The following is a 22646-nucleotide window of genomic DNA, read 5'->3' on the forward strand; positions in this document are numbered from 1 at the left end:
CCACACGGCGAAGCCTAACAAAAAGTTTAGGAGAGTCCAGAGAACCCTTTCCAAAGGGTTCTTTGGTCCCCGAAGGGCCGCCGGAGGCATTCCTATGCCTTAGGCGATAAATTCTCAGAAGAACCGAGTACGATCAGCTCTACCCAATCGAGGGCGAAGCTGAGACATTCTTCCTCGTCATTAAGGATAGCCTGCTGGCGTTCCTCAGAAATATCAAGACGGGAGAATACGTTCATGTCCTTGATGAAATTCATGAAATTATCCACCTGATAAAGGGCGAGAAAAACCATGTTCAACTTGCGCTCATCAAGAACGACTCCGGCCTTACGGGCACGGTTCATGATACGCATGTAGCGGTCATTAACTTCGTTGTATGGTTCAAGACCCTGATCTTTAAGCCATTCATCGCTGGTCCAAGCCTTATCTTCTTCAAATCCGCGACAGTGCCGTTCCTGCACGATGAAAAACTGCTCAATAGTCTCACCCTCCTCGCTCATGCGTGAAGCACGGCCAAGAGGATAGGTACGACAGGCACCGGGACGGTTTTCGTAAATGGAACAACCTTCATCACGTACGAAAGGACAGCTGCGCTTGGCATTGTCGAGCATGCGCAACTTGCACATGGGAAAGCCGACACTGGGTGTACGGGTGATCTCTGCATGGTTGTGAATAAATTTCTTGCTATCGTGCCCCAGCCCTTTGCGCAGACGGAGTACATCGTAAGGGGTGAGCATCAGATTGAGGTCACCGCAACAGGCGTTGAAACAGCGAACTCCCGGATGACAGGCAAAGCCGAAAGTCTTACCGGGTTCAAGTTCAGGCAGATTATTAAGAAAATCTTGGGTTTGATCGTGGTCGGACATGGCCCTCTCCCTGTATTTGTCTATCCGGCCAGAATCCCCTTCCGCACCAGATACTGCATCTTTTTATCAAGGTCGGACTGAAGAAGCCTCTCTCCATCAGCCATTATCTGCAATATTTCGCTCCGCGGATGCATGGCCTGCATTTTGTATTTATTACCCAATGCATTGCCTTTCTGTGCTTCATTGCTGTAACTGGCAAAACCGGTCCGCTTGCGGTGCAAGATGTGCAGATGTCCCTGATAAACAGGATATTCACCCTTCAGGCAACTGCGCAAATCATGCTCCAGATCGTCATACTGCGACGGAGAAAGGAACAGGGAAAAGCCTCCGTTGTCAAGCAGCTTCTGTGTCCTGAACAGATGACAACACCCGGTAACCGAACCGCAGGGGCGCATGAAATCAAAATATCCGCTGTCTAAAAGATAGAGATGCAGGTCCGAACAACGAAACGGATTAGGCGCAATCTTGGTCAAATCAACTTCCGGCCCCTCGCCTTCATCACCCACAGGCTGGATGACATGCAAATCCACGGACTGCATTACTGCCGGAGCGGCATGATCCAAGACCTTACAACCCCAGACCCCGGCTTCGGGATAAGCATCAACCGCCGCACCAAAACGGGAAATCCAATCCGGCTGCACTTCGACGTCATCATCAAGGTAGACCGCAAAATCACATTCCTGAACCTGTGGTTCCTTCATGAGCCAATTGCGGGCAGCGGCAGCTCCTACGTTTACAGGCAGATCAATGCGCACCATCTGCTTACCGAACTCGTACTGCCACTTGTTAATGATCTCGGCTGTTCCGTCTGACGAGCCGTTATCAAGCATAAAAATTGTAGCCCCGTGCAGCTCGGATGCGTGTAAAGAAGCAAGGGTCGCATCCAGTTCTTCAGCCTTATTAAAGCAGTAAAGAAGAATAGCCAGACTTCCGGGCAAAGGAACAGTTTTCTCGTCCAGCCCGCAAGCCAGATCATGCAAACGCATGGCTTCTGAAACCCGCCACGGCTGCCCATCCACAGCCCCGGCAAGAATTGACGTAGCTGTTTCGCGCTCATCCAGCTTAAGAGCAACTGAAGCAACAAGATGGGCAATATTATGCAAACCGAATACATCAGAAGCGGACATAAGCAGCGGAAAAGCTTCGGCAGCATTGCCGCCCATGTAATGAAAAAAAGCTCTACTAAGATTGATTGCCGGGATGATCTCAGCTGGGAATTCCCCGGACAGAAGCTCCTGTCCGAATTTAAAATCCGCAAAAGCCCCGGCATGAACCAAGCCCTGCTGTATCCAGAAGAGATTGCCCGGTTCCTTTTCAAGGGAAGAAAGAATGTACTTTTTTACCTTTTCATCATCCCGCTTAGATACGATGCGCATAAAATAGGAGAGATTCGCGGGCTTATCCCACAGGGCAACAATGCCCTTAAGGCAAGAAGATACTGAGGCAGGAAAAAGTGGAAGCAAGCCTTCGATCTGGGCCAGCTGTGCAGCCATATTTCCATCCAGAGGATTAGATACATAGGCCGCTAACAACAATTCAACGCCCAGCTGCGGATCGGACTCCAGAGCGTGCACTCCGATTTCAAAAAGATGTTTCGCCCCCACAGAACCGATCAAGAGCTTGCGGCGCACAGGCTCGTGCATATCAGACCAGTAAGTATCGCTGTAAAGTTTGCCCATGTATATTCCCTTCTCACTAACGGATGGATAATTTCCAACCCACGTTAACCAAAAGGCATATGATCCACAACACCCCAAGTAAAAAGGGAAGAGCTTCAAATCACTCTTCCCTTCATGCATAGCCAATATGGCACTAAAAACTACTTCTTAATCAACCCGTCAATATCCGGCAAAGCAATCTGTGGTTTGTCTCCAGGCAAAGAGGAGTAGACTTTCAGCAAAGACTGAGCCTTGGCTGTGCTGGACATGAAAGAACGCACGATCCTGCGGTTCAGACGCCCCATTTCACTGCGCAATTCCGCATCTCCAATGAGCTTCTTCATACTCGCAGCTAAAGCTTCGGTATCTTCCACTTCACATAGAAAACCGTTAACCCCGTCGCGGATAAGTTCGCCTGTTCCGCCAGCATTGGTGCAGATGGCGGCCAGCCCGCACTCGAAAGCTTCCAGCAGGGTGTTAGGCATGGATTCCTGACGCGAACTCATGACGTAAATATGCGAGGTCGCCAGCAGTTTGACCACTTCCTCATGGGAGATGTAACCGGGACACTCAATACGTTTCAGAGTTGCCGCAGAAGCAACATCACGGTAGGCGGAAAGGTCTTCCATGCCCACGGCAATAAAACGCACGCCTTCGCACTTATCCTGCGCAAGAAGACGGTCTACGGACTTGATGAAAACATCCGGCCCCTTGGCATGACCCTCATTACCCACGTAGATGATGGAAGTTTCCGCTGCCCGTTTAGGCTTGCGGCCCCCGCCCACAAAGGAATTGTAGACCACCTGCGCCCGCTTAGGCAGAACTCCATGCTTGAGCAGAACTTCACGGCTCTTGGCTGAATTGCAGATATATCCGTTACCGATGAGCGAAAATATCGGTGCCAGCGGATTGGGCTTGTAGATAACGCCCCGGTTAAAGAAAAGTTTGAATTTGCGCCCGCCCAGCAATGACAATCCCTTGGAAATGCAACCGATCTTGACCGCGCGGTTGTGATAGGTATGGACCACATCCACCTGATGCTCTTCAATTACATGGGACAGAAAAGTTGCCGCAGTGAGCATGTTCTTGAAATCATCCAAAATGATAACTTCCACGCCCAGCTCTTCCAGTTCCGGGATGAGCTTGGAACCGGGAGCCAACACAGCAACTACGCCAAGACCGGCCTGACGCATGGCCCGGGCACTGTTGATAAGCTGCCTGCTGCCGCCGGAAAGCTTTTCCGTATCGGTGATGTAGAGCACCTTGCCGATATCATTGCGTTTGGTGAAAAATTTGAAGCAGACCATAGCTGAAGCTTCATTGGAATACATGAGCAACCGTTTCTTGATCCAAGCGACGTCCTTACTGCTGCCTACACCGATACGGTTGATACGCATGGGATCGGTGCCAAGCATGTTTGCGGAACGCTCAAGGGTGAAGGTCCCGGAAAATCCGGCTGCGGCGGCTTCCTGCATTCCAATGGAGTCAAAATCGCCCCACGGCCAGCAGAAGAACTGACGGCGCGCGCCATTAATTTTTTTAATCTTATCGAGACTGCGTTTGAAATCTTCGCGGATAAACTTGCGCCTTTCATCATCAGAACGACGCTTGAAAGAGACTTTGCCCTTGCGAAACTGAGGCCATAATCCGTTATAGGCGAACGCGCTGCCGTAATCAAAAGTAGGCAGTTCAGGATTAAATTTGCGATAAACAGCCCATGTGGACCAATGGGAATCTGCGGAAAAATTTCCTTGGAAACGAAAATCTTTAAAGCAGCCCTGATGACGACAGGTGTGGGCGTAGACTTCCATGCCCTTATCATGAACCAGCGATTTGAGTTCCGCCTCGTTCATGAACTGGGAATTGTCGTTTTCAGAAAGTGCCCTGATGAAAGAATCACGCATGGGCAAAATTTCTTTAACGTCCTCCCCGGACCTGATCTTACCCTTGTCGATAAAATCGCTGACCGCAAAAAAGATCCCGGTCATACCCCGCTCTTCCAGCAGGGGTACCACGTTGATCCAATTGCTGATGTGGCAATCATCAAAAGTGAGCACCACATAATTATCGTCAATGGGTTTGCGACCCATGCAGATTTCAAAAAGATGTTCAGCGGTGATGGTCTTGAAGCCCATCTCCAGCATCATATCAAGATGAGAAGCAAAGGTGGCAGGGGAATGACCGTCTTCTTCACAGACGGCATGATAGCAAAAAACAGGGACACTCTTACCGAGCATTAGACAACTCCGAAACGCTTCTATGTCAACAACCCTCCCCCCGTAAGACAGAGGGAGGGAGATCAATTACATTTGCAGGCGGAAAGTCTCAGTGGACAGTTTCCGTTCGAGTCGTCTTGCCACGAGACTCATCAGGTAGCAACAAATAAAGTACAAAAATGCGACGGTGGTATAAATTTCAAAGGGATAGACCATGAGTCTGTTGTTCAATCCCTGAGCAACAAAAGTCAGCTCCAGAACACCGATAACAAAGGCCAACGAGGTATCTTTGAAGATGGCGATGAACTGGCCCACAATGGCCGGGAGCATCTGCTTCAGGGCCTGCGGCAGAATTATCTTGCGCATGGCCTGCCAGTAGGTCAGCCCGGTTGAGACCGCAGCCTCAAACTGTCCGGGAGGCAGATTCTGAATACCGGAACGGACGATTTCAGCCAGATAGGCCCCGGTAAAAACAGTCAGGGCGATTGTAGCCGACCAGAATACATTCAGGAAATGCCCGGTCAGGATGGGGATAAAGAAATAAATCCAGAAAATGACCATGATCAGCGGATTTCCGCGAATAAGCTCAATATACAGGGTGGACGGAATCAGGAAGAGTTTATTCTTGGAAGTACGCCCGACACCCACAATGAGTCCGATAAAGAAACTTACCGAAATTGCGATCACCGACATGATGATGGAGAAGGACAAACCGCCCAGTCCCCAGAGAATTTCATTGGGATCACCTTGGGGAAATCTCCACCAGAGTAAGGTCCCGATGTTGTCTGCAATGACCTGAAAATTAAACTTGGAAATACCATAAACAGCGGAAAAAAGTAGAAAAGCCAAACAGATCAGAAAAGTCGCTTTCCAGATAAAACCGAACACCTTGGACAGTTTAGCCAGAAAAGCCTTGCGCGCAGCCTGTGCCCGGGAAAGGTTGAAATCATCCTGGCGCTTGCGTTTCATCCTGCGGTGCATTTTTGCCACAAAAGCAAACGGGGCTTCAAAGGGCCAGAAAAGCAGGTGCGCAAACTTATGCCCCATGGTGCGATCCTTAACCGGAACAATCTGCAACTTCCAGTTTACGAGAGTCAGGAGACCGGCAATGGTCAGGGACAAGGAAAGATAGACAACCGTGGCAGCGGTGGTTGCTTCAAAGCCTTTAAAGGTCATGCCCTCAATCTGCTGCGAGGCCCAGCAAAGCTCAGGAACACCCACGACCATAGCCAGCGACGAGTTCTTCATGTTGTTAAGGAACTCACTGCCCAGCGGCGGGATAATGGCCCTGAAGGCCAGCGGCAGGACAATCTTGGTCAGGGTCTGAAACGGGGTAAGTCCTGATGAATAGGACGCTTCCAGCAGCCCTTTAGGAATGGACTGGATACCGGCGCGGATAACCTCAGCCATAAAGGAACTGGTGTAGATGCCGAGTCCCACAGTAGCGGCAAGCATCTCGAAATTTTGGTCAAAAAGAAAATTACGGATTCCTTCAGGCAAACCCATGGGCAATGCGAAATACCAGAAGAAAAGCTGCACCAGCAGCGGTGTGTTTCTGAAAAACTCAACATAACAGGTACTGAAATAATAGACCGGCTTGAACTGCGAGAGCCTCCCCAATCCGAAAAGAATACCGAGTCCCAACGCAATAGCGGAACTCATGAGCGAAATACTGACCGTCAGGTTCAACCCGGTGACGAGCATACCGCCCAGCACTTCACCGTAAGAAGGGTCCTCTTTATACAATACCGACCAATCGAATTTGTAGCCGAAGTCGAAGACCCAGCCAAAATAGTAGACCAGTATAGCGGTCACAGTGGCGAGGCATAAATACTGAACCCAAGTTTTTTCCAGATAGCGATTGATCATTGCAGAAACTTTCTCTTTGTCTTCAATTTTAAAAGTGGCGGGGCCACGGGACCCCGCCTGTCTAGCATATCAAAAGAAGCCTAGGGCCACATTTCGATTTTTTCAGTAAGGGGGAAGTAGTACTTGGTATCGGGACCGTACCACTTGTTGTAGATCTTTTCGTAAGAACCGTCTTTCCACATATCCTGAAGGGTGAAGTTAACGGTGTCGCGGAGCTTGGAATCATCTTCAACCAGACCGATGCCGTAAGGCTCGTTGGAGAAGAAGTCACCAACCAGTTCGTATTTACCGGGAACCTGTGCGGAGTAGCCGAGCAGGATGGTGGAGTCAGTGGACCATGCGTCTACGCGACCCATCTGCAAAGCCTGAAAGCACTCGGACTCTTTCTGGTAGGAGATAACTTTAGGAGCAGCATCGCCAAGTTCCTTGAGCAGGTTCTTAACGTTAAGCTCGGAAGTAGTACCCTGCATAACAGCAACTCTTTTGCCTACGAAATCCTTGAGGGTGGAGAACTTGCCTTTAGGAGCAAGCATCTTCTGACCGTCGAAAAAGTAGGTGATGGAAAAGTCGATGGAATTATCGCGGGAGCGCTTGTGAGTCATGTTGGAAACGGAAATGTCAATGCGACCCTGCTGGAGGAAACCGATACGGGTCTTGTTGCTGACAGGAACCTGATCAATTTTCACGCCCATGCGTTTTGCGATTTCGTTAGCGATATCAACGTCAAAACCAACCCATTCTTTCTTGGCGTTGTAGAACGCACCGGGAATGGAGTCAGTCATGATACCGACACGGATAACCTTGTCTTTCATGATTCTGTCATAGGTGGCACCTGCAAAAGCAGTTGCAGCGAAAGCCATAACCAGAGCGGCTGCGAGAGCCAAAATCATAAACCTTTTCATTCTTTCCTCCTGCGTGGAAATAGACAAAGAGTATACAAAAGAGCGATCCCCGACACCGGAAACCGCAAGCTTCCTGATACTGAGCCTGTAAACACATATTTACAGGCAATCACCTCACTATATACACCCACCCTATTAAAGGTGGGGAATTACCTAATGCGAAAGGATCTTGCTCAAGAAGAGCTTAGAACGCTCATGCTGAGGATTGTGGAAGAACTCTTCCGGGGTATTTTCCTCAATGAGGGAACCCTCATCCATGAAGATGACCCGATCCGCAACCTCGCGGGCAAAGCCCATTTCGTGGGTGACGCAGACCATGGTCATGCCTTCGCGGGCCAGAGCCTTCATTACATCCAGAACTTCGTTGATCATTTCCGGATCAAGAGCGGATGTGGGTTCGTCAAAAAGCATGATGTTAGGACGCATGGCCAGACCTCGGGCAATTGCCACGCGCTGCTGCTGCCCCCCGGAAAGCTGGGAAGGATAGTCTCCGGCCTTGTCCGGGATATTGACCTTGGAAAGAAGTTCCATGGCCAGATCTTCGGCATCTTTGCGTTTCATATTCCGGACCATGGTCGGTGCGAGTATAATATTTTCCAAAACCGTCATATGCGGATAGAGATTAAAGGACTGAAAGACAAAACCGATCTCCGCACGCAGCAGGGGCAAGTTTACTCTCGTTCCATTCACATCCATATCTTCTACAAATATTTCACCTTCCTGAATAGGTTCAAGACGGTTAATACAACGAATCATGGTACTCTTGCCAGACCCGGAAGGTCCGCAGACAACAACTACTTCGCCTTTTTTAATATGAAGGTTAAGATCCCTCAAGGCGTGATAGTCACCGTAGTATTTATTAACATTGTTAAACTTTATCACTTTTGTACAAATCCCGTAAAAAAATTGTTCTAAGCTCAAAAAAAACGGGTACCAAATGGAACAAAATTCGGCAAGTCCACCCTCATTTTGGATGAACTCTTCTTTTTTTAGCGTTTCGCGAATTATCTATCTTACGAAAAGTCATTTTTGTTAAAAACATGCCTGTTTTTTCCTATAAAAACCAACTCCACACAATATTGTTGATTTCGAAAATCGAAATTATTTTTAACTTTCTTGCGTTTTGATCATAATAATTCCTTTCTAATCAATATGAAAGAAAGCTGATAAATCCGCAACCCAACCTTTAAATCGTCTTGATTCTAAAGGATTTCATCCATGAGAGACAGAAATACAGCATCTCAAAATTGCTTATTTGTGCTGTTTTGCAGTTTTAGCCTTAATTTATCGGCCTTAATAATATATATGTAGTTGAAAAGGTTCTCACTTAGATATATGGAATCTACATGCCTGAGAGTACATTACTATTCATAGCCGAACCCCAGTCCGTGACGTCCGTGTTTTCCCCGCTTAAAGAAGCGGGGTTTCAAGCTGGACTGGCCGACAATCTTGCCGGAGCGGTCAATTTTATCAAAAAGTCAAAACCGTGCCTTATTTTTACAAGGCCGATTATGCAGGGCTATTCTGCTCAGGCACTTCTGGCCGAAGCTGTAAATATTGAAAATTTCCCACCCGTGGTGATCTTTTCCCGCAACGGTTCCGCTGACGAGGCCCAAAAATTCATGGAGCTTGGTGCCCGTGACTACTGGCTGGAGCCGCTTTCATGGGAAAAGATAAAACTCATGCTTCCCGATGAAAAACCATCATCCATGCCCGCCCCGGACCAGCTTGGCACGACAGAAAAAAATGCCGAGTCAAAACAGAAGGGAACTCAGGGACGCTACCAGATCATCGGGCAGCACCCGGCCATGGCCCGCGTTCTGGGTCTTGCCAAGCAAGTGGCTAAATCCAAGGCCACAGTACTTATTTCAGGTGAATCAGGAACTGGTAAGGAGATGTTCGCCCGTTTCCTGCACCACCATTCTGACCGCAACGACAAGGCTTTCGTAGCCATCAACTGTGCCGCACTACCTGAGCACCTGCTGGAATCAGAACTTTTCGGACATGAGAAAGGAGCATTCACCGGAGCTATCAATCGCAAGCTCGGTAAATTCGAACTGGCTTCCGGCGGAACCATCCTCCTTGATGAAATCACTGAAATGGAACTGGGACTGCAAGCCAAGCTGCTCAGAGTTTTACAGGAAGGTGAAATAGACCGCGTGGGCGGAGTGGAGACCGTAAAGGTTGACGTGCGCGTACTGGCGACCACCAACCGGGCTATTGAAGAAACCGTCAAGGAAGGCAAATTCAGGCAGGACCTTTTCTACCGCTTGAACGTCATTCCGCTCAAACTTCCGGCCCTCGCCCAGCGCGGGGAAGATATCCTTTTACTGGCAAAATTTTTCGTAAACAAATACTGCACAGAATACGGCCTCGCGCCCCTCGCCTTTTCCGAGGAATCAGTGAAATGGCTGCTGGATTATGAATGGCCCGGTAACGTGCGTGAATTGCAGAATCTCATGGAAAGGGCAGTACTTCTGGCTGGCGCAGGTCCCATTGAATCCAAACATTTCCTCAATGATCCAGACGCTTGGATGCCGGATGAACCGCATATAGGTGACGGAGCCCCCCCAGAGGATAATCAGCCTGCAACCGCAGACGGCATAGCAGCCGAATTCGGAGTCATGCCCATTTCCGAAATGGAAAAAAAGCTGATCATCAAAAGCCTTGACCAGACCTCCGGCAACCGTACCAAGGCCGCCGAATTGCTGGGCATATCAGTACGAACTCTGCGTAACAAGCTTAATGATTATAAGAAGCAAGGGCTGGATTTGTAGGATTCTTGCCCAAGAAACCATCCGTCTATAATTTCGACCGCGACCTTTTCCCCGCACTCCATATGGGCAAATCCGGGCAGACATAAATTAAGAGATTCAGACAATTCGCCAAGACAATCCAGATGTAATTCCACGTGAGTCTGTCCTCCGGTGTAAATACTGCGCTTAGCTGTACAGGATATCCCCTTCTCCCCCGGTTTTACCCAACCACACTTGAGGGCACAAAAACCCTTCTGCCCAGTTTCGGCATCGTTGTGACGAGCACTGAACACATAATCGTCAATTAGAAGCTCACATTCTCCAGCACCGGTTCTGCCAACTTGTACCGGAATAACAGACCCGTTACCTACGAACCGAGCAACACCCATCGTTGCCGGACAATCATAAAGTTCCTGCGGGGAAGAAAACTGCACAATATGGCCAGCATCCATAACCGCAATACGGTCAGCAATTGCCATGGCCTCGGACTGGTCATGAGTGACGAAAAGCATAGTCGCCTTAGTCTTTTCGTGAAAAGATTTAAATTCCATGAGCATGGATTCGCGCAGATGCACATCAAGATTTGCCAGCGGCTCGTCCAATAACACCACATCCGGGGCCATAATCAGGCAGCGGGCCAAAGCAACTCTCTGACGTTGCCCGCCGGAAAGATCCGCAGGATTGCGTTCGCCCATGCCGGAAAGCCCTACAGATTCAAGAGCAACGCGCACTGCGGAGTCAAGAACACTACCTTTCTTGCCTTTTATTTTCAGAGGATAACCAATGTTCTCAGCCACATTCATATGCGGCCATAAGGCGTAAGACTGGAAGACAACACCCACATTGCGATTCTCTGGGCTGACATGAATTGCACCGGAAGAAAAAACATGTTTCCCGGCCCGGACCAGACCGGAATCAATTTCTTCAAACCCTGCCAGCACGCGCAAAAGAGTCGTCTTTCCGCAACCGGAAGCACCGAGCACGGAAACAAGCTCTCCGTCGTTGATGTTCAAGGACACATGATCAAGGGCGATAGTATCCCCGTAACTCTTAACAATATTTTCAATTACAACTTCAGCCATTTAACCATCCGCAAATAGTAAAAATTTGATTAGTCCTGCCACGGAATCACACCTTTAGGTGCTTTGTGCCCAATAAGAGAAAGTATGGTCATCAAGATCAGAACTGCCATAATGACCAGAATGGAAACCGCCGAAGCCAGCACAGCGTTACCGCTCTCGTCAAGATTGAAGATAACCACGCCCAGCGTTTCAGAACCGGAAGTCCAAAGCAGCACGGAAACAGTCAGTTCATTAAATGCAGCCAAAAATATGAAAAGCCCCCCGGTAGCCGCAGCAGGCAGAATCAAAGGCACGATGATATCTTTCATGCGCCGTAAAAAACCGGCCCCGCACATCTGAGCAGCTTCTTCCAACACCCGGTCAGTCTGGGCAAACCCACCAATCACAGGGCGTAACCCCATAGGCAGAAAGCGGGCCAGATAAGCGACAAGTATAATCCAGACCGTCCCGTAAATGCTGATACCGAAGATTGGCTTGAGAAACAGCAAAATACAGCCGATAGCCAACACTACTCCGGGTAAGGCATAAGGAAGTTCCATTAGCGGGCTAATAAACCGGAGTAACGAATTCTTCTGCCAGACCAGAAAATAACCCAGCGGAATCCCGACAAGGCAAAGAATCACTGCCGCGCCCCCCGCGAGGGAGAAACTATTGATAAAGGCTCGCGTGGTTGCGTCATGCTCGAAAAGCACATGAGCATAGTTGGAAAAGGTCATGGTTTCACTAGTTAATTTCACTCCGAAGGAAGGAATCAACGAAGAGAAAAACAATGCGCACAGTGGAACCACGAGTATCAGCAGGATGACCAGCCAGCTCACGGACTCAGCCAGACCGCGAAAATTACCCAAACGGTACTTGAGCAATTCTGAAGGAGCCCCCACAAGACGGTAATCCCTACGGTTCAGCATATATGACTGAAGCAAGATACCGAATAAAGCCAGCATACTGATCAACACCGAAAGGGAAGCTGCTTCGGCAATAACCTCTGGTCCGAACATAGCTAAGCGCTGATAGATAAGTGTGGTCAAAACCGTGTATCCAGCGGGAATGCCAAGCATGGCCGGTATACCGAAATTGCCGATACAAGAGACAAAAGCCAAAGCCATTCCAGCTGTCAAAGCCGGGGTCATCAAAGGCAGGACAATGTCACGCAAGACGCGCCCATTACCGGCACCGCACACCCGCGCGGCCTCAACCATTTCACGGGGCATGGCAGATAACCCGGCCTTAAGCGAAAGAAATATGAGCGGAGCCTGCTGTATGCCTAGCAATAGAATTATCCCGAAAGGGGAATACATAGGGTGAGGAGTTCCCGGAGCGGGAGCAATTCCCAGACAGTTCAACAGAACGCTGGACGGTCCGAAGAGCTGAATCCAAGATAAGGCTGTGATCTGCGGTGGGATCATCATGGGCATCATGAAACAAAAAGTCAGAGGCTTGCGAAAGCGGATATCAGTAAGCCCCACCAATAACCCCATGGCCGAACCGAGCACGGTAGCAAGCACAGTAGCACATCCGCCCACAAAAAGAGTATGCCGGAAGGCTTTCCAAGTGCCGGACTCATCCATAATTTCCCGCAGCACATCAAGGCTGAAGGAACCATCCGAAACCACAGATTCGAGTAATAAACGGACGGTGGGCATCAAAGAAAGGATGCACACAGATATAAATACCGGAAGAAAAATTGCGAGACCGCTATCCCGGGCCGGGAGTACCCCGGCCCGGACGGCTTTACTTAAAATCATGAATTAACCACCAAAGACCTTGACGAATTTTCTTTTGCTCTTCTTATCCTGAGCAAGGGCTTTTGCAGTATCAAGATCCATAAGTTTGATCTTCGCGGGAAAACCTTCAGGTGGTGTAACACCAGACTTGGCAGGCATGAAGCCCTGTGCGGAAGCAAGTTTCTGACCAGCATCGGAAAGCAGGAAATCAACAAACTTCTTCGCGCCTGCGGGGTTTTTGGCAGTTGAAAGAATAGCAACAGGTTCGGTCACTGCGCTGGCTCCTTCTTCAGGAATTATAAAAGTTACCGGGGAACCTTTAATCTTGTTGCGAATAGGCAGGAAATCAATGCAGAAACCATACAATTTTTCGCCACTAGCAACAGCTTTGAAGGTCCCGCCGTTCCCCTTGCTGTTTACTGCGCCGTTTTCAGATAATTTTTTATAAACATCCCAGCCGAGTTCTGAATTCTGGGTCAAGGTATGCATATGCACCGCAGCCGCGCCGGAATAAAGAGGGCTGGGCATGATCACAAGGTTCTTTGCTTCAGGACGCTCAAGGTCCTTTATGGATTTTGGTTTGAAAGGAGCTTTGTCGTTGTAAACAATTCCGGTACTGATAATTTTGGTACTGAAGTAGCTATTATCTTTATCGTAAAGTTTCTTATCATACCCTTTAACCGGGGCATCCTTGTATGCCAAGAGGCGTCCTTCTTTCTTCAGACCTTCCATAGTCACCATATCGGCGATAAGAATAACATCAGGGCGGGGATTATCTGCAGCAAATTCAGCACGCAATTTGTTCATCAGCGCTGTGGTGCCTGTTCTGGTCCATTCTACATCAATACCGGGATTTATTTTCTTGAAAGCTTCCACTGTCTGCTGGGCATCCTGCTCAAGCTGGGATGTGTAAACGACAAGCTTTTCACCCGCATGGACAAAAGAACTTACGCAAAATACGGCTACGAGAGCCAACAATACGATCTTTTTCATAACTCACTCCTGAAACTGGATTTAAGAACATTTAAAATGCAACTCATCTAGAGCAGAAATTTCAACAGCGAGTGTCACGATATAGAAGCATTACGGAAACATCAACGTGTCATCTTGATAATATAAACAATAATGTAACCCAGATTCTATGCCAAAAAAAAGGGCAACCCGTTTCCGGACTGCCCTTCTTAATTCTATAATTTTCTGTAACTAATCTGCGGTAATAACTTCCAATCCGCCCATATAAGGACGTAGAGCTTCGGGAACCAGAATGGAACCGTTTTTCTGCTGGTAATTTTCCACTACGGCAACGAAAGTACGTCCCACGGCAAGGCCGGAACCGTTCAAGGTGTGAACGAACTGCTTTTTCTTGCTGTCTTTGGGCTGAAACTTAATGTTAGCACGACGGGCCTGAAAATCTCCGCAGTTGGAGCAGGAAGAAATCTCACGTATTTCGCAGCCATACCTCTTTCCGAAATAGAGAAAAAGCTGATAATCAAAAACCTCAACCAGAGCTCCGGTAACCGCACCAAGACCACCGAGCGGCTTAGCATCTCAATACGAACTCTGCGTAACAAGCTTAATGATTATAAAAAACATAGGCTGGTCCGTTTTTAATTACTCAAATCATGATGCAATAAGAAAATCAAATTACTCCCGAATGACAACACTCCAAAACATCCTATTATAATTTTGTTACATTTTATAGCTCCACATTGAATAAAGAACACTACAAATATAACTATCAGAGCCAATATCACTCAAACTTATATCCAGAAGAGGAAAACCATGGTTCTAACAAGCATCAAAGGTAAACAGATTTTTGGCTTTGGCATGTTGGTCTTATTACTCATAGGTGTCGGAATAACCGGATATTACGAAACAACACGTAACGGCGACCGGATTTCTCAATTAGGCACAGAGTGCGTTCCGCTGATCAAGTTAACCAAAGACCTGCGTATACATGCTTTAAACCATCGGCGTTACGAAAAAGATATATTCCTCAACATCGGCAAACCTGAAAAACAAGCTAAGTATGTTAATAAATTCAATCAAGAATCAGACATTTTACTACAAAAACTAACCGACCTCAAAGCTATGATGAAAACTATCCCAGAACTAGCTGATCAGATCGAAACAACGATTGAGCTTGAAAAATCATACCTAAAATATAAGTCAGGACTACTCGAAATTTATAAAGTTTTGAAAGTTAACCTATCTCTCACCCCGCAAAAGGCAAACAGCATGATGAAGCCATTTAAAAAAAATGTCTATGCATTTGAAAACGCGGCCAAAACAATAGAAAAACGGGCAACAACACTTATCGGAAGCGTTACCGCAGCCTCCCTTGCTGACTCAAAAACAGCTTCTCTGGTCACCATGTCCTGGGTTGCATTCGGCCTCATAATGGCCATTATCCTAGCCGCCTACATTCTCAGATCTACATTAAAACCTTTGAATCGATTAACCCGCTATTCTTCCACTATAGCTGAGGGACACCTCGAAGCAACACTGAACGGAAAATATGGTGGAGAGCTTGGCATTCTTAAGAAAAGCATTGAAAAAATGATCCACACGGTCATGAGAAAAATGACTGAAGCAGAAACTGAAGCAGCCAAAGCAGCTCAGGCAACAAAAGAAGTTACTCAGGCCAAAAACGAAATGGAACTGCAAACTCAAAAGGCAGCCCAGGCACAGAGCAAAGCCCTAATCTCTGCAGCAGAACGGCTGACAATCATTACTGACAAAATCCAAAACGCAACATCCACCCTCTTCAATCAGGTAGACATGGTCCGGTCCGGGGTCAGCACCCAGCAAGACCGAACAAATGAGACAGCAACATCCATGGAGCAAATGAACGCGACCATACTCGATATCGCCCGCAATGCCTCAGCCGCTGCGGAGCAGGCACAGGAGGCACAAAACAAAACTCAAGTTAGTACACATATCGTAAATGAAGTATCCGAATCTGTCCGTAAAGTGAGCAGCCTGTCCGAGCAGACATTGAACAGCATCAATGTCCTTGGCACACAAGCCGAAGACATCGGCAGTATCATGGGAGTAATCACCGACATCGCGGATCAGACCAACTTACTGGCACTCAACGCTGCCATCGAGGCGGCACGGGCAGGTGAGGCTGGACGTGGTTTCGCAGTTGTTGCGGATGAAGTGAGAAAATTGGCAGAAAAAACCATGAATGCTACCAAACAAGTCGGCGATGCAGTTAAAAATATTCAATCCGGCACTTTTCAATGTGTAAACGAAATGCAGAAAGCTACGAACAATGTCCAGGTAACCACAAACCTTGCCGTCGATGCAGGACTTGCTTTGGAAGAAATACTGGATCTGGTCGAACGCAATTCAGATCAAGCTCAGGCAATTGCCACTGCAGCCGAAGAGCAATCCGCTGCCAGCACTGAAATTAACAACTCAGCAGAAGACATTACTAACATTGCATCTAATATTAACACGGGCATGTCCCAAGCCTTGACACCGTTAGCAGAATTACAGGATCTGACCAGTGACCTCAGTAAGATCATCGCAGGCATGGCCGACGGCAAAATGACCACCATTGAAAGCAGGGCTTAGGCAAGACGAAAAGAATCTCCCGGAGACACAATAAGAAAAGGTCCGTTGAGTGACCAACGGACCTTTTTAATTATGACCATCATAAATAAAAACTTCTGCGAGAGGAATAAACCTAATCAGCGGTAATAACTTCCAATCCACCCATATAAGGCCGCAGAGCTTCAGGAACCAGAATAGAACCGTCTTTCTGCTGGTAGTTTTCCACTACAGCAACAAAAGTACGTCCCACGGCAAGACCGGAACCGTTCAAGGTGTGAACGAACTGCTTTTTCTTGCTGTCTTTGGGCTGAAACTTGATGTTAGCGCGGCGGGCCTGAAAGTCCCCGCAGTTGGAGCAGGAAGAAATCTCACGGAACTTGTCCTGACCGGGCAGCCATACTTCGATGTCATAGGTCTTCTTGGAGCCGAAGCCCATGTCGCCAGTGCACAGGGTGATGACCCGGTAATGCAGTCCCAGACGCTTGAGGATTTCCTCGGCGTGTCCGGTCATTTTTTCGAGATCATCAAAAGATTTATCCGGATGCGCAAAGCGAACCATCTCAACTTTGTGGAACTGGTGCTGACGGATCAGCCCTTTAGTGTCCTTACCGTAAGAACCTGCTTCGGAACGAAAACAGGGAGTCGGTGCGCAGTAAGCAACGGAAAGATCATCTTCTGTGAGCACTTCGTCACGGTGCAGGTTGGTCAGGGGAACTTCCGCAGTAGGGATCAGGAAATATTCCCAGTCCTCCAGCTTGAAGAGGTCCTCGGCGAACTTGGGCAACTGTCCGGTACCGAACAGGGAATCGCGATTTACAATGTAAGGGGGAATCACTTCGGTATAACCGTGATCCATGGTCTGAACATCAACCATGAAAGAAGTCAGCGCCCTTTCCAGTCTGGCACCCCATTTCTTGAGTACTGCGAAACGCGCTCCGGTCAACTTGGCTGCGCGTTCGAAATCAACACCGCCCAGCTCAACTGCCAGATCCCAATGTTCACGGGGAGTGAATTCAAATTCAGGTTTTTCGCCCCAATGACGGATGACCGGGTTGTCGTCCTCGGTTTTACCGAAAGGAACGGACTCGTCCGGCATATTGGGAACGGAAACAAGCCATTCACGTTCTGCGGTTTCTATATATTTGAGGTCTTCATCAAGGGCTTTGATTCTGCCTGAAACCTCACCCATACGGGCGATAATTTCTGAAGCATCGCCCCCTTCTCTTTTAATCTTGGCAATTTCGCCAGAAGTAGAGTTACGCTCGGCCTTGAGAGCCTCCACTTCCTGCAAGAGAGACTTGCGGCGGGAATCCAGCTCACTAAATTCATTAACATCGAGCTTGGAACCTCTTTTTTCGAGGCTTTCGCGAACTACATCCAGATTGTTCTGTACAAATTTCAAATCGAGCATTTCATTCTCCTGATATCATCTATATAAAAAAGGCTCGTCTCAAGCCATTGCCTGCGAAAAATCAGATCCTGACGGACGCAACACTAGTAGCTAATCTCAGCACACTAATAAAGGGTATTCTTGCATCAATTTGCATAAAATCCCTACAAATCATCAATTCCCATGCGCTTATTTCCATAAACACAAGCGATATTCGCATAAATCCCCACCAGAAGCAGCAGAGTCATCACGCTCTCCCCCCAGCAGGATAAAAGAACATATATCACGCTGGCGCACATGCCGAAACCCTGCAAACCTTTCTTCCAGCCCCACGGAGATTCCAACCAGTTACGTTCATGCTCAAGGGCTTTACCCACAAGCGAAAAAGGTGGGGTCGGCTCCGGCAGCTCCAGCATGGAAACAGCTATCCCGGCAATAAATGCCAAAATGAGAAATACGGATTTCACCCATAAGGCCATAAACAGCACAAGCAGGGAACCGAGCATGATAATCCAGTTCCAATGATTCTGGTGTCTTTTCCAGACAAAACTTGCAATATTTTTCAGGGCCATAGACTCATTCCGTTTCGGTTAGGCATAAAAAACAAAGTCTACCATTTCACTTCACAGTAAACAATATGTACCATCTGCCTCTTTAAATATTGCCTGAATCGGTATAACGTACCCGCATGATTGAAAGCATTGTACCATCTATCGGAAAAATTCTGGTTGAAAAAGGCTGGACTATGTCCACAGCAGAATCCTGCACCGGGGGCCTTGTGGCCGCTACCCTGACTGACTTCTCCGGCAGTTCTGCATGGTTCTCAGGGGCCATAGTAGCTTACTCCAATGAAGTAAAAATGGCCCAGCTGCATGTACCCGAAGCCGCCATCATGGAACACGGAGCAGTGAGTGAACCTGTTGTCCGGGCCATGGCTGAAGGAGTCTGCAAGACTCTGAACGTGAATGTGGGCCTATCCCTTTCCGGCATTGCCGGGCCAACAGGCGGCACCCCGGACAAACCAGTCGGCACAGTCTGGATGGGCTGGCACGTGAACGGCAAAACCTATGCTGAAAAGTTCATCTTCAGCGGCGATCGTATGAGTGTAAAACAGCAGAGCCTGCAAACCGTACTTGAAGAACTGCACCAGCTTCTGAAAAAGAGTTAACCGAAAATGAAAAAAACGCTCCTCCTGATCATTATTCTTGTCCTTTGCTGCGCAACATCCGGCTTATGCCGGGATTCCTTACGCTCCACTCTCAACCTGCACGGACAGCCGGGAAAGCATCAATCCGTACTTTTGGATGAATTCCGTCAAGCATGGGATGAAGTGCAAAATACTACCGGACCACTGACCATTGAAGGTGATGTACTCGGATACATGCAGGCATACGGAAGCACGAAGATTGACGGGGAAACGCAGAACGGCCACGAATACGGAGCCTTCAAAGCTCGGGTCAGGCTGCATTGGGAGCCAATCGAAGACGGGAAATTCCTCTTTCAGGTTCAGGGCGGCGTTTCAGACAAACACAGTAACCCTTCCAGTCGAGGTCTGGTACTATCGCCCCTGAACTCGCAGGCTTCGCGCACCAGCCCCGGCGGTGAAGCGTCCATTTCAGACGTGCTTTACACCCAGCACTTTGCTGATAAAAAAATGTTTGTATCCCTCGGCTGGACCGACCCGGAATCATTTATGGATGAAAACCGCTTTGCCGGTAACGGTCGCATCCAGTTCGTGAACTCCATGTTCAACAACGAACCAATATTTGACGCAATTGATACCAACCTGCCCATTGTCGCTGTGGGTTTCAACCCCGAAGAGCAGTTCAAGTTCACCATGCTGGCTCAGGCATCCACTTATGCAGGACGTCCGGGCGATCAACGGAAAGGTGACTTTGAAGATATGGCCGACAGTCCACTCATCGGCGGACAGCTGACATATTCGCCCAGTTTTGGTAAACTGAAAGGTAATTACCGCATCTTCGGCTGGACCAATACTTATGACCAGCCGCGCATTGACGGCAGTGAAGAATCAACAAACTGGGGTATCGCCTTTAACATGGATCAGGATATCACTGAAGACTTCGGAATTTTTGCCAGACTGGGCAAGGGTAACGGAGCGGTGAATAACATCACCTGGACATGGTCAGCAGGTACTCACTGGCAGGGTCCCATTCCCGGACGCGATGAAGATGTCTGGGGTGTTGCTGCTGGTGGGGTGCAGGGCAACAAGCATACCGCGAACAAGGATATGGAGTTCCATTACGAGACTTACTATCAGGTCAAGCTCACCGACAACTTTTCCATTGTCCCGGACCTGACCTACGTAAACAACTCCAATGCCAACAGTAATAATGATGATATATTGTTCGGAATGTTGAAATTCTTCTTCACTTTTTCCACACCCGGTTCATAAACACCTTAACAGGTTGGGATAACATGAAAAAGATACGCACATTTATCGCACACCCCTTGCCGGAGGAATGGAAGGAAAGAATTGATGAAGCATACGGCAGCCTGCGCGAGGGGCTGGAATCAAAGATTGCATGGGTAAAACCGGAAAACATGCACTTCACCCTCAAATTTCTGGGCTATGTCGAGGAAGACAAACTTGCCGAGGTGCAGGGACTACTGAAAAAAATCCCGGTTGTAAACTTTAAAATGACAGCCGCTGAAGCGGGATTCTTCCCGGCCCCCGAGAAACCGCATGTAATCTGGATCGGACTGGATCAGGGAGCAAAAGAAATCTGCTCCACCGCCGCAGCAATCGAATCAGGTTTGGCAAAGCTGGGTTTTGAGCCAAACAACAAATCCTGCCACGCCCACCTCACTCTGGGCAGAGTCAAAAAGATAGCTCAGGACGACTGGGCTGCACTGGCGGAAGAGATCAATGGGATTGATCTTCCTGACGCCGAAATCAACGGCTTCACCCTCTACAAAAGCGTACTCACATCTGACGGACCAATTTATTCTATTCTCCAAGAATACAAATAAAAAAGCGGGGCAATCCACTTGGATTGCCCCGCCATTTTCCTTCATCAAAAACTATTCCTAACTATTCAACTTCACATAATAAAAATTACGCCCGCGCTGAACTTTGAGCATGACCTTATTGTTCATACGGTAGCGCAGGAAGGAATCGAGGAAATCCTTTTGGGAATCCACACGGTGGTTGCCGATCTGGTGAATCTTATCACCGGGCTGAAGACCGAGCTTCGCGGAAGCACTGTTTTTGCGCACCTTGCTGACCAGCATACCGCGTCCACGGGAATCCTTATCCATAACCATGCCCCAGCGGGACCATGCCTGCGCCCGGACCTGCCGCGATTCAAGAGATTGCGGACGGACCACAACATTACGAATCTTGCCTTCGTGCAACACTTCAAGATCAACATCCTCACTGCGGGTCTGCACCCGAAGCAAGGCGAGATAACCGGACTTATCCTCTACCTCAATGCCGTTAATCTTGAGAACCACATCACCGGGTCTCAACCCCGCATAAGCAGCCGGAGTATCCTTATGTACATCGGTAACCAGCATCCCATAAACACGGGACAGGCCAAAATAGCTGGCCGCCCCCTGATCAAGATCCTGACCGCTGAGTCCCAGCCAGACCGGAGAAACCTTGCCCGAAGCAAGCAGTTCCTTAACCACCCGCTTAGCCCGGTTAATGGGGATGGCAAAACCAATGCCCTCGGCACGGGCCTGAATGGCGGTATTAATACCGATCAAGTCACCCATAATATTAAGCAGCGGCCCACCGCTGTTGCCGGGGTTAATGGCTGCATCAGTCTGGATGAAATCAGTGTACGCGCCCTCTTTTGATTTAACAGTACGCTTCAGCGCGGAAACCACCCCGGTAGTCACCGTGTGGGTGTAACCGAAAGGGTTACCGATAGCGATGACGGTCTCACCGATATAAATATCCGAGGAATCGCCCATGGCAACCTGCGGTAGATTGCCCGCACCCTTAATTTTAAGCACAGCAAGGTCAAAATCTGCGTCAGAGCCGACAATCTCGGCACTGTATTCTTCACCGCTGATGGTCCTGACTTTAATATCACTGCCGCCTGCCAAAACATGAGCATTGGTCAGCACCAGCCCCTTGCGTCCATTGATGATCACCCCGGAACCGGTAGCTTGCGAACGGTATTTACGTTTGCGGGTCTCGAAGCCGTCAAAGAACATATCAAAACCCTGCCCCCCGAACATCTGTCCGAAAGGAGAAACCCCTCGTTCCACAATGCGGGTCACGTTGATATTCACAACAGCCGGGGCAGTTTTCTGCACCGCCCGAACCACAGGTGTCACCCGCAGGGAATTATCTTTTGCGGCAAAAGCTGGCTGGGCAATTACTGCTGCCAGCAATCCCACAAGAAGTATTTTGAAGGCACGAACCATAAAGAATCCATTTTGATGCGCTTCGCGCTTTTGTTAAAACTACTTCGCCTCCGGCGGCTTAAACCCTTTTGCAAAAGGGTTTAAGAATCCCAAAATCTTTTATTAGGCTTCGCCAATCTTTTATAAAAAAACATTGTTACGTGCTGCTTGCGAAGCATACCAAAAAGTTTTGAAGGGTTGAGGTCTGGGGAAGGGAAACTTTTCCCAAAAGTTTCCCTTCCCCA

Annotated in this window: 18 protein-coding genes; 6 read left to right on the forward strand and 12 right to left on the reverse strand. The window is 48.5% G+C overall.

All coding sequences use genetic code 11. The annotated features are described in order from the left end of the window. Nucleotides 1-92 precede the first annotated feature (92 nt). The 6 genes from D0S45_13965 to D0S45_13990 all read right to left on the reverse strand — a co-directional run bounded on the left by D0S45_13965 (nt 93) and on the right by D0S45_13990 (nt 8390). Nucleotides 93-863 (reverse strand): YkgJ family cysteine cluster protein, encoded by a 771-nt coding sequence (locus D0S45_13965; GenBank protein TIH13718.1) that lies wholly within the window; start codon nt 861-863, stop codon nt 93-95. Between the two features lie 20 nt (nt 864-883). Continuing rightward, complete coding sequence (locus D0S45_13970; GenBank protein TIH13719.1) at nt 884-2542, reverse strand: glycosyltransferase family 2 protein; 1659 nt, start codon at nt 2540-2542, stop codon at nt 884-886. 140 nt (nt 2543-2682) lie between these two features. After that, on the reverse strand, nt 2683-4758 hold the full coding sequence (locus tag D0S45_13975) for a glycosyltransferase (GenBank protein ID TIH13720.1): 2076 nt from the start codon (nt 4756-4758) through the stop codon (nt 2683-2685). Between the two features lie 66 nt (nt 4759-4824). Beyond that, nucleotides 4825-6606, reverse strand: coding sequence for an amino acid ABC transporter permease (locus tag D0S45_13980; GenBank protein TIH13721.1), 1782 nt, complete (start codon nt 6604-6606; stop codon nt 4825-4827). Nucleotides 6607-6686: 80 nt separating this feature from the next. After that, on the reverse strand, nt 6687-7508 hold the full coding sequence (locus tag D0S45_13985) for an amino acid ABC transporter substrate-binding protein (protein ID TIH13722.1): 822 nt from the start codon (nt 7506-7508) through the stop codon (nt 6687-6689). 153 nt (nt 7509-7661) lie between these two features. Next, the gene (locus tag D0S45_13990) at nt 7662-8390 is read right to left on the reverse strand and encodes an amino acid ABC transporter ATP-binding protein (protein ID TIH13723.1); all 729 of its coding nucleotides are present in this window, start codon (nt 8388-8390) and stop codon (nt 7662-7664) included. 464 nt (nt 8391-8854) lie between these two features. Here D0S45_13990 and D0S45_13995 point away from each other — a divergent pair, with 464 nt between their 5' ends. After that, entirely contained in the window at nt 8855-10285 is a 1431-nt protein-coding gene (locus tag D0S45_13995; GenBank protein TIH13724.1) for a sigma-54-dependent Fis family transcriptional regulator, read from the forward strand. Here the strand turns inward: D0S45_13995 and D0S45_14000 are convergent. The 3 genes from D0S45_14000 to D0S45_14010 are packed head-to-tail and all read right to left on the reverse strand — an operon-like array spanning nt 10258 to nt 14063. After that, on the reverse strand, nt 10258-11346 hold the full coding sequence (locus tag D0S45_14000; GenBank protein TIH13725.1) for an ABC transporter ATP-binding protein: 1089 nt from the start codon (nt 11344-11346) through the stop codon (nt 10258-10260). The two genes, D0S45_13995 and D0S45_14000, sit on opposite strands and share 28 nt — an antisense overlap. Before the next feature lie 29 nt (nt 11347-11375). Continuing rightward, nucleotides 11376-13091: an iron ABC transporter permease gene (locus D0S45_14005; protein TIH13726.1), complete on the reverse strand. Its 1716-nt coding sequence runs from the start codon at nt 13089-13091 to the stop codon at nt 11376-11378. Nucleotides 13092-13094: 3 nt separating this feature from the next. Then, entirely contained in the window at nt 13095-14063 is a 969-nt protein-coding gene (locus tag D0S45_14010) for an extracellular solute-binding protein (GenBank protein ID TIH13727.1), read from the reverse strand. Nucleotides 14064-14348: 285 nt separating this feature from the next. Between D0S45_14010 and D0S45_14015 the strand changes: the two genes are divergently transcribed. Beyond that, on the forward strand, nt 14349-14681 hold the full coding sequence (locus D0S45_14015; protein ID TIH13728.1) for a hypothetical protein: 333 nt from the start codon (nt 14349-14351) through the stop codon (nt 14679-14681). 171 nt (nt 14682-14852) lie between these two features. Next, nucleotides 14853-16652 (forward strand): methyl-accepting chemotaxis protein, encoded by a 1800-nt coding sequence (locus tag D0S45_14020; GenBank protein TIH13729.1) that lies wholly within the window; start codon nt 14853-14855, stop codon nt 16650-16652. Nucleotides 16653-16764: 112 nt separating this feature from the next. Here D0S45_14020 and D0S45_14025 read toward each other — a convergent pair whose 3' ends face one another. Both D0S45_14025 and D0S45_14030 read right to left on the reverse strand, forming a co-directional pair. Continuing rightward, a complete protein-coding gene (locus tag D0S45_14025; GenBank protein ID TIH13730.1) occupies nt 16765-18042 on the reverse strand; it encodes a serine--tRNA ligase in 1278 nt (425 codons plus the stop codon). Nucleotides 18043-18185: 143 nt separating this feature from the next. Next, nucleotides 18186-18530: a hypothetical protein gene (locus D0S45_14030; GenBank protein ID TIH13797.1), complete on the reverse strand. Its 345-nt coding sequence runs from the start codon at nt 18528-18530 to the stop codon at nt 18186-18188. A gap of 179 nt (nt 18531-18709) precedes the next feature. Here D0S45_14030 and D0S45_14035 point away from each other — a divergent pair, with 179 nt between their 5' ends. From D0S45_14035 to thpR, 3 genes are read left to right on the forward strand one after another with little or no spacing between them, the layout of a single operon-like run. Beyond that, on the forward strand, nt 18710-19189 hold the full coding sequence (locus D0S45_14035; protein ID TIH13731.1) for a CinA family protein: 480 nt from the start codon (nt 18710-18712) through the stop codon (nt 19187-19189). A gap of 6 nt (nt 19190-19195) precedes the next feature. Further along, nucleotides 19196-20437 carry a hypothetical protein gene (locus tag D0S45_14040; protein TIH13732.1) on the forward strand — a complete coding sequence of 414 codons (1242 nt, stop codon included), beginning with the start codon at nt 19196-19198 and terminating at the stop codon, nt 20435-20437. 23 nt (nt 20438-20460) lie between these two features. Next, complete coding sequence (gene thpR, locus D0S45_14045; GenBank protein ID TIH13733.1) at nt 20461-21015, forward strand: RNA 2',3'-cyclic phosphodiesterase; 555 nt, start codon at nt 20461-20463, stop codon at nt 21013-21015. A 57-nt stretch (nt 21016-21072) separates the two neighbouring features. Here the strand turns inward: thpR and D0S45_14050 are convergent, their stop codons facing one another. Beyond that, the gene (locus D0S45_14050; protein ID TIH13734.1) at nt 21073-22422 is read right to left on the reverse strand and encodes a PDZ domain-containing protein; all 1350 of its coding nucleotides are present in this window, start codon (nt 22420-22422) and stop codon (nt 21073-21075) included. Nucleotides 22423-22646: the final 224 nt, after the last annotated feature.

This window comes from Marinifilum sp. JC120, assembly GCA_004923195.1.
GTDB lineage: Bacteria > Desulfobacterota > Desulfovibrionia > Desulfovibrionales > Desulfovibrionaceae > Maridesulfovibrio.

Coding starts and splice junctions, on each gene's coding strand:
- D0S45_13965 (TIH13718.1), bottom strand. CDS start 863: ATGTCCGACCACGATCAAACCCAAGATTTTCTTAATAATCTGCCTGAA.
- D0S45_13970 (TIH13719.1), bottom strand. CDS start 2,542: ATGGGCAAACTTTACAGCGATACTTACTGGTCTGATATGCACGAGCCT.
- D0S45_13975 (TIH13720.1), bottom strand. CDS start 4,758: ATGCTCGGTAAGAGTGTCCCTGTTTTTTGCTATCATGCCGTCTGTGAA.
- D0S45_13980 (TIH13721.1), bottom strand. CDS start 6,606: ATGATCAATCGCTATCTGGAAAAAACTTGGGTTCAGTATTTATGCCTC.
- D0S45_13985 (TIH13722.1), bottom strand. CDS start 7,508: ATGAAAAGGTTTATGATTTTGGCTCTCGCAGCCGCTCTGGTTATGGCT.
- D0S45_13995 (TIH13724.1), top strand. CDS start 8,855: ATGCCTGAGAGTACATTACTATTCATAGCCGAACCCCAGTCCGTGACG.
- D0S45_14000 (TIH13725.1), bottom strand. CDS start 11,346: ATGGCTGAAGTTGTAATTGAAAATATTGTTAAGAGTTACGGGGATACT.
- D0S45_14005 (TIH13726.1), bottom strand. CDS start 13,091: ATGATTTTAAGTAAAGCCGTCCGGGCCGGGGTACTCCCGGCCCGGGAT.
- D0S45_14010 (TIH13727.1), bottom strand. CDS start 14,063: ATGAAAAAGATCGTATTGTTGGCTCTCGTAGCCGTATTTTGCGTAAGT.
- D0S45_14020 (TIH13729.1), top strand. CDS start 14,853: ATGGTTCTAACAAGCATCAAAGGTAAACAGATTTTTGGCTTTGGCATG.
- D0S45_14025 (TIH13730.1), bottom strand. CDS start 18,042: ATGCTCGATTTGAAATTTGTACAGAACAATCTGGATGTAGTTCGCGAA.
- D0S45_14035 (TIH13731.1), top strand. CDS start 18,710: ATGATTGAAAGCATTGTACCATCTATCGGAAAAATTCTGGTTGAAAAA.
- D0S45_14040 (TIH13732.1), top strand. CDS start 19,196: ATGAAAAAAACGCTCCTCCTGATCATTATTCTTGTCCTTTGCTGCGCA.
- thpR (TIH13733.1), top strand. CDS start 20,461: ATGAAAAAGATACGCACATTTATCGCACACCCCTTGCCGGAGGAATGG.
- D0S45_14050 (TIH13734.1), bottom strand. CDS start 22,422: ATGGTTCGTGCCTTCAAAATACTTCTTGTGGGATTGCTGGCAGCAGTA.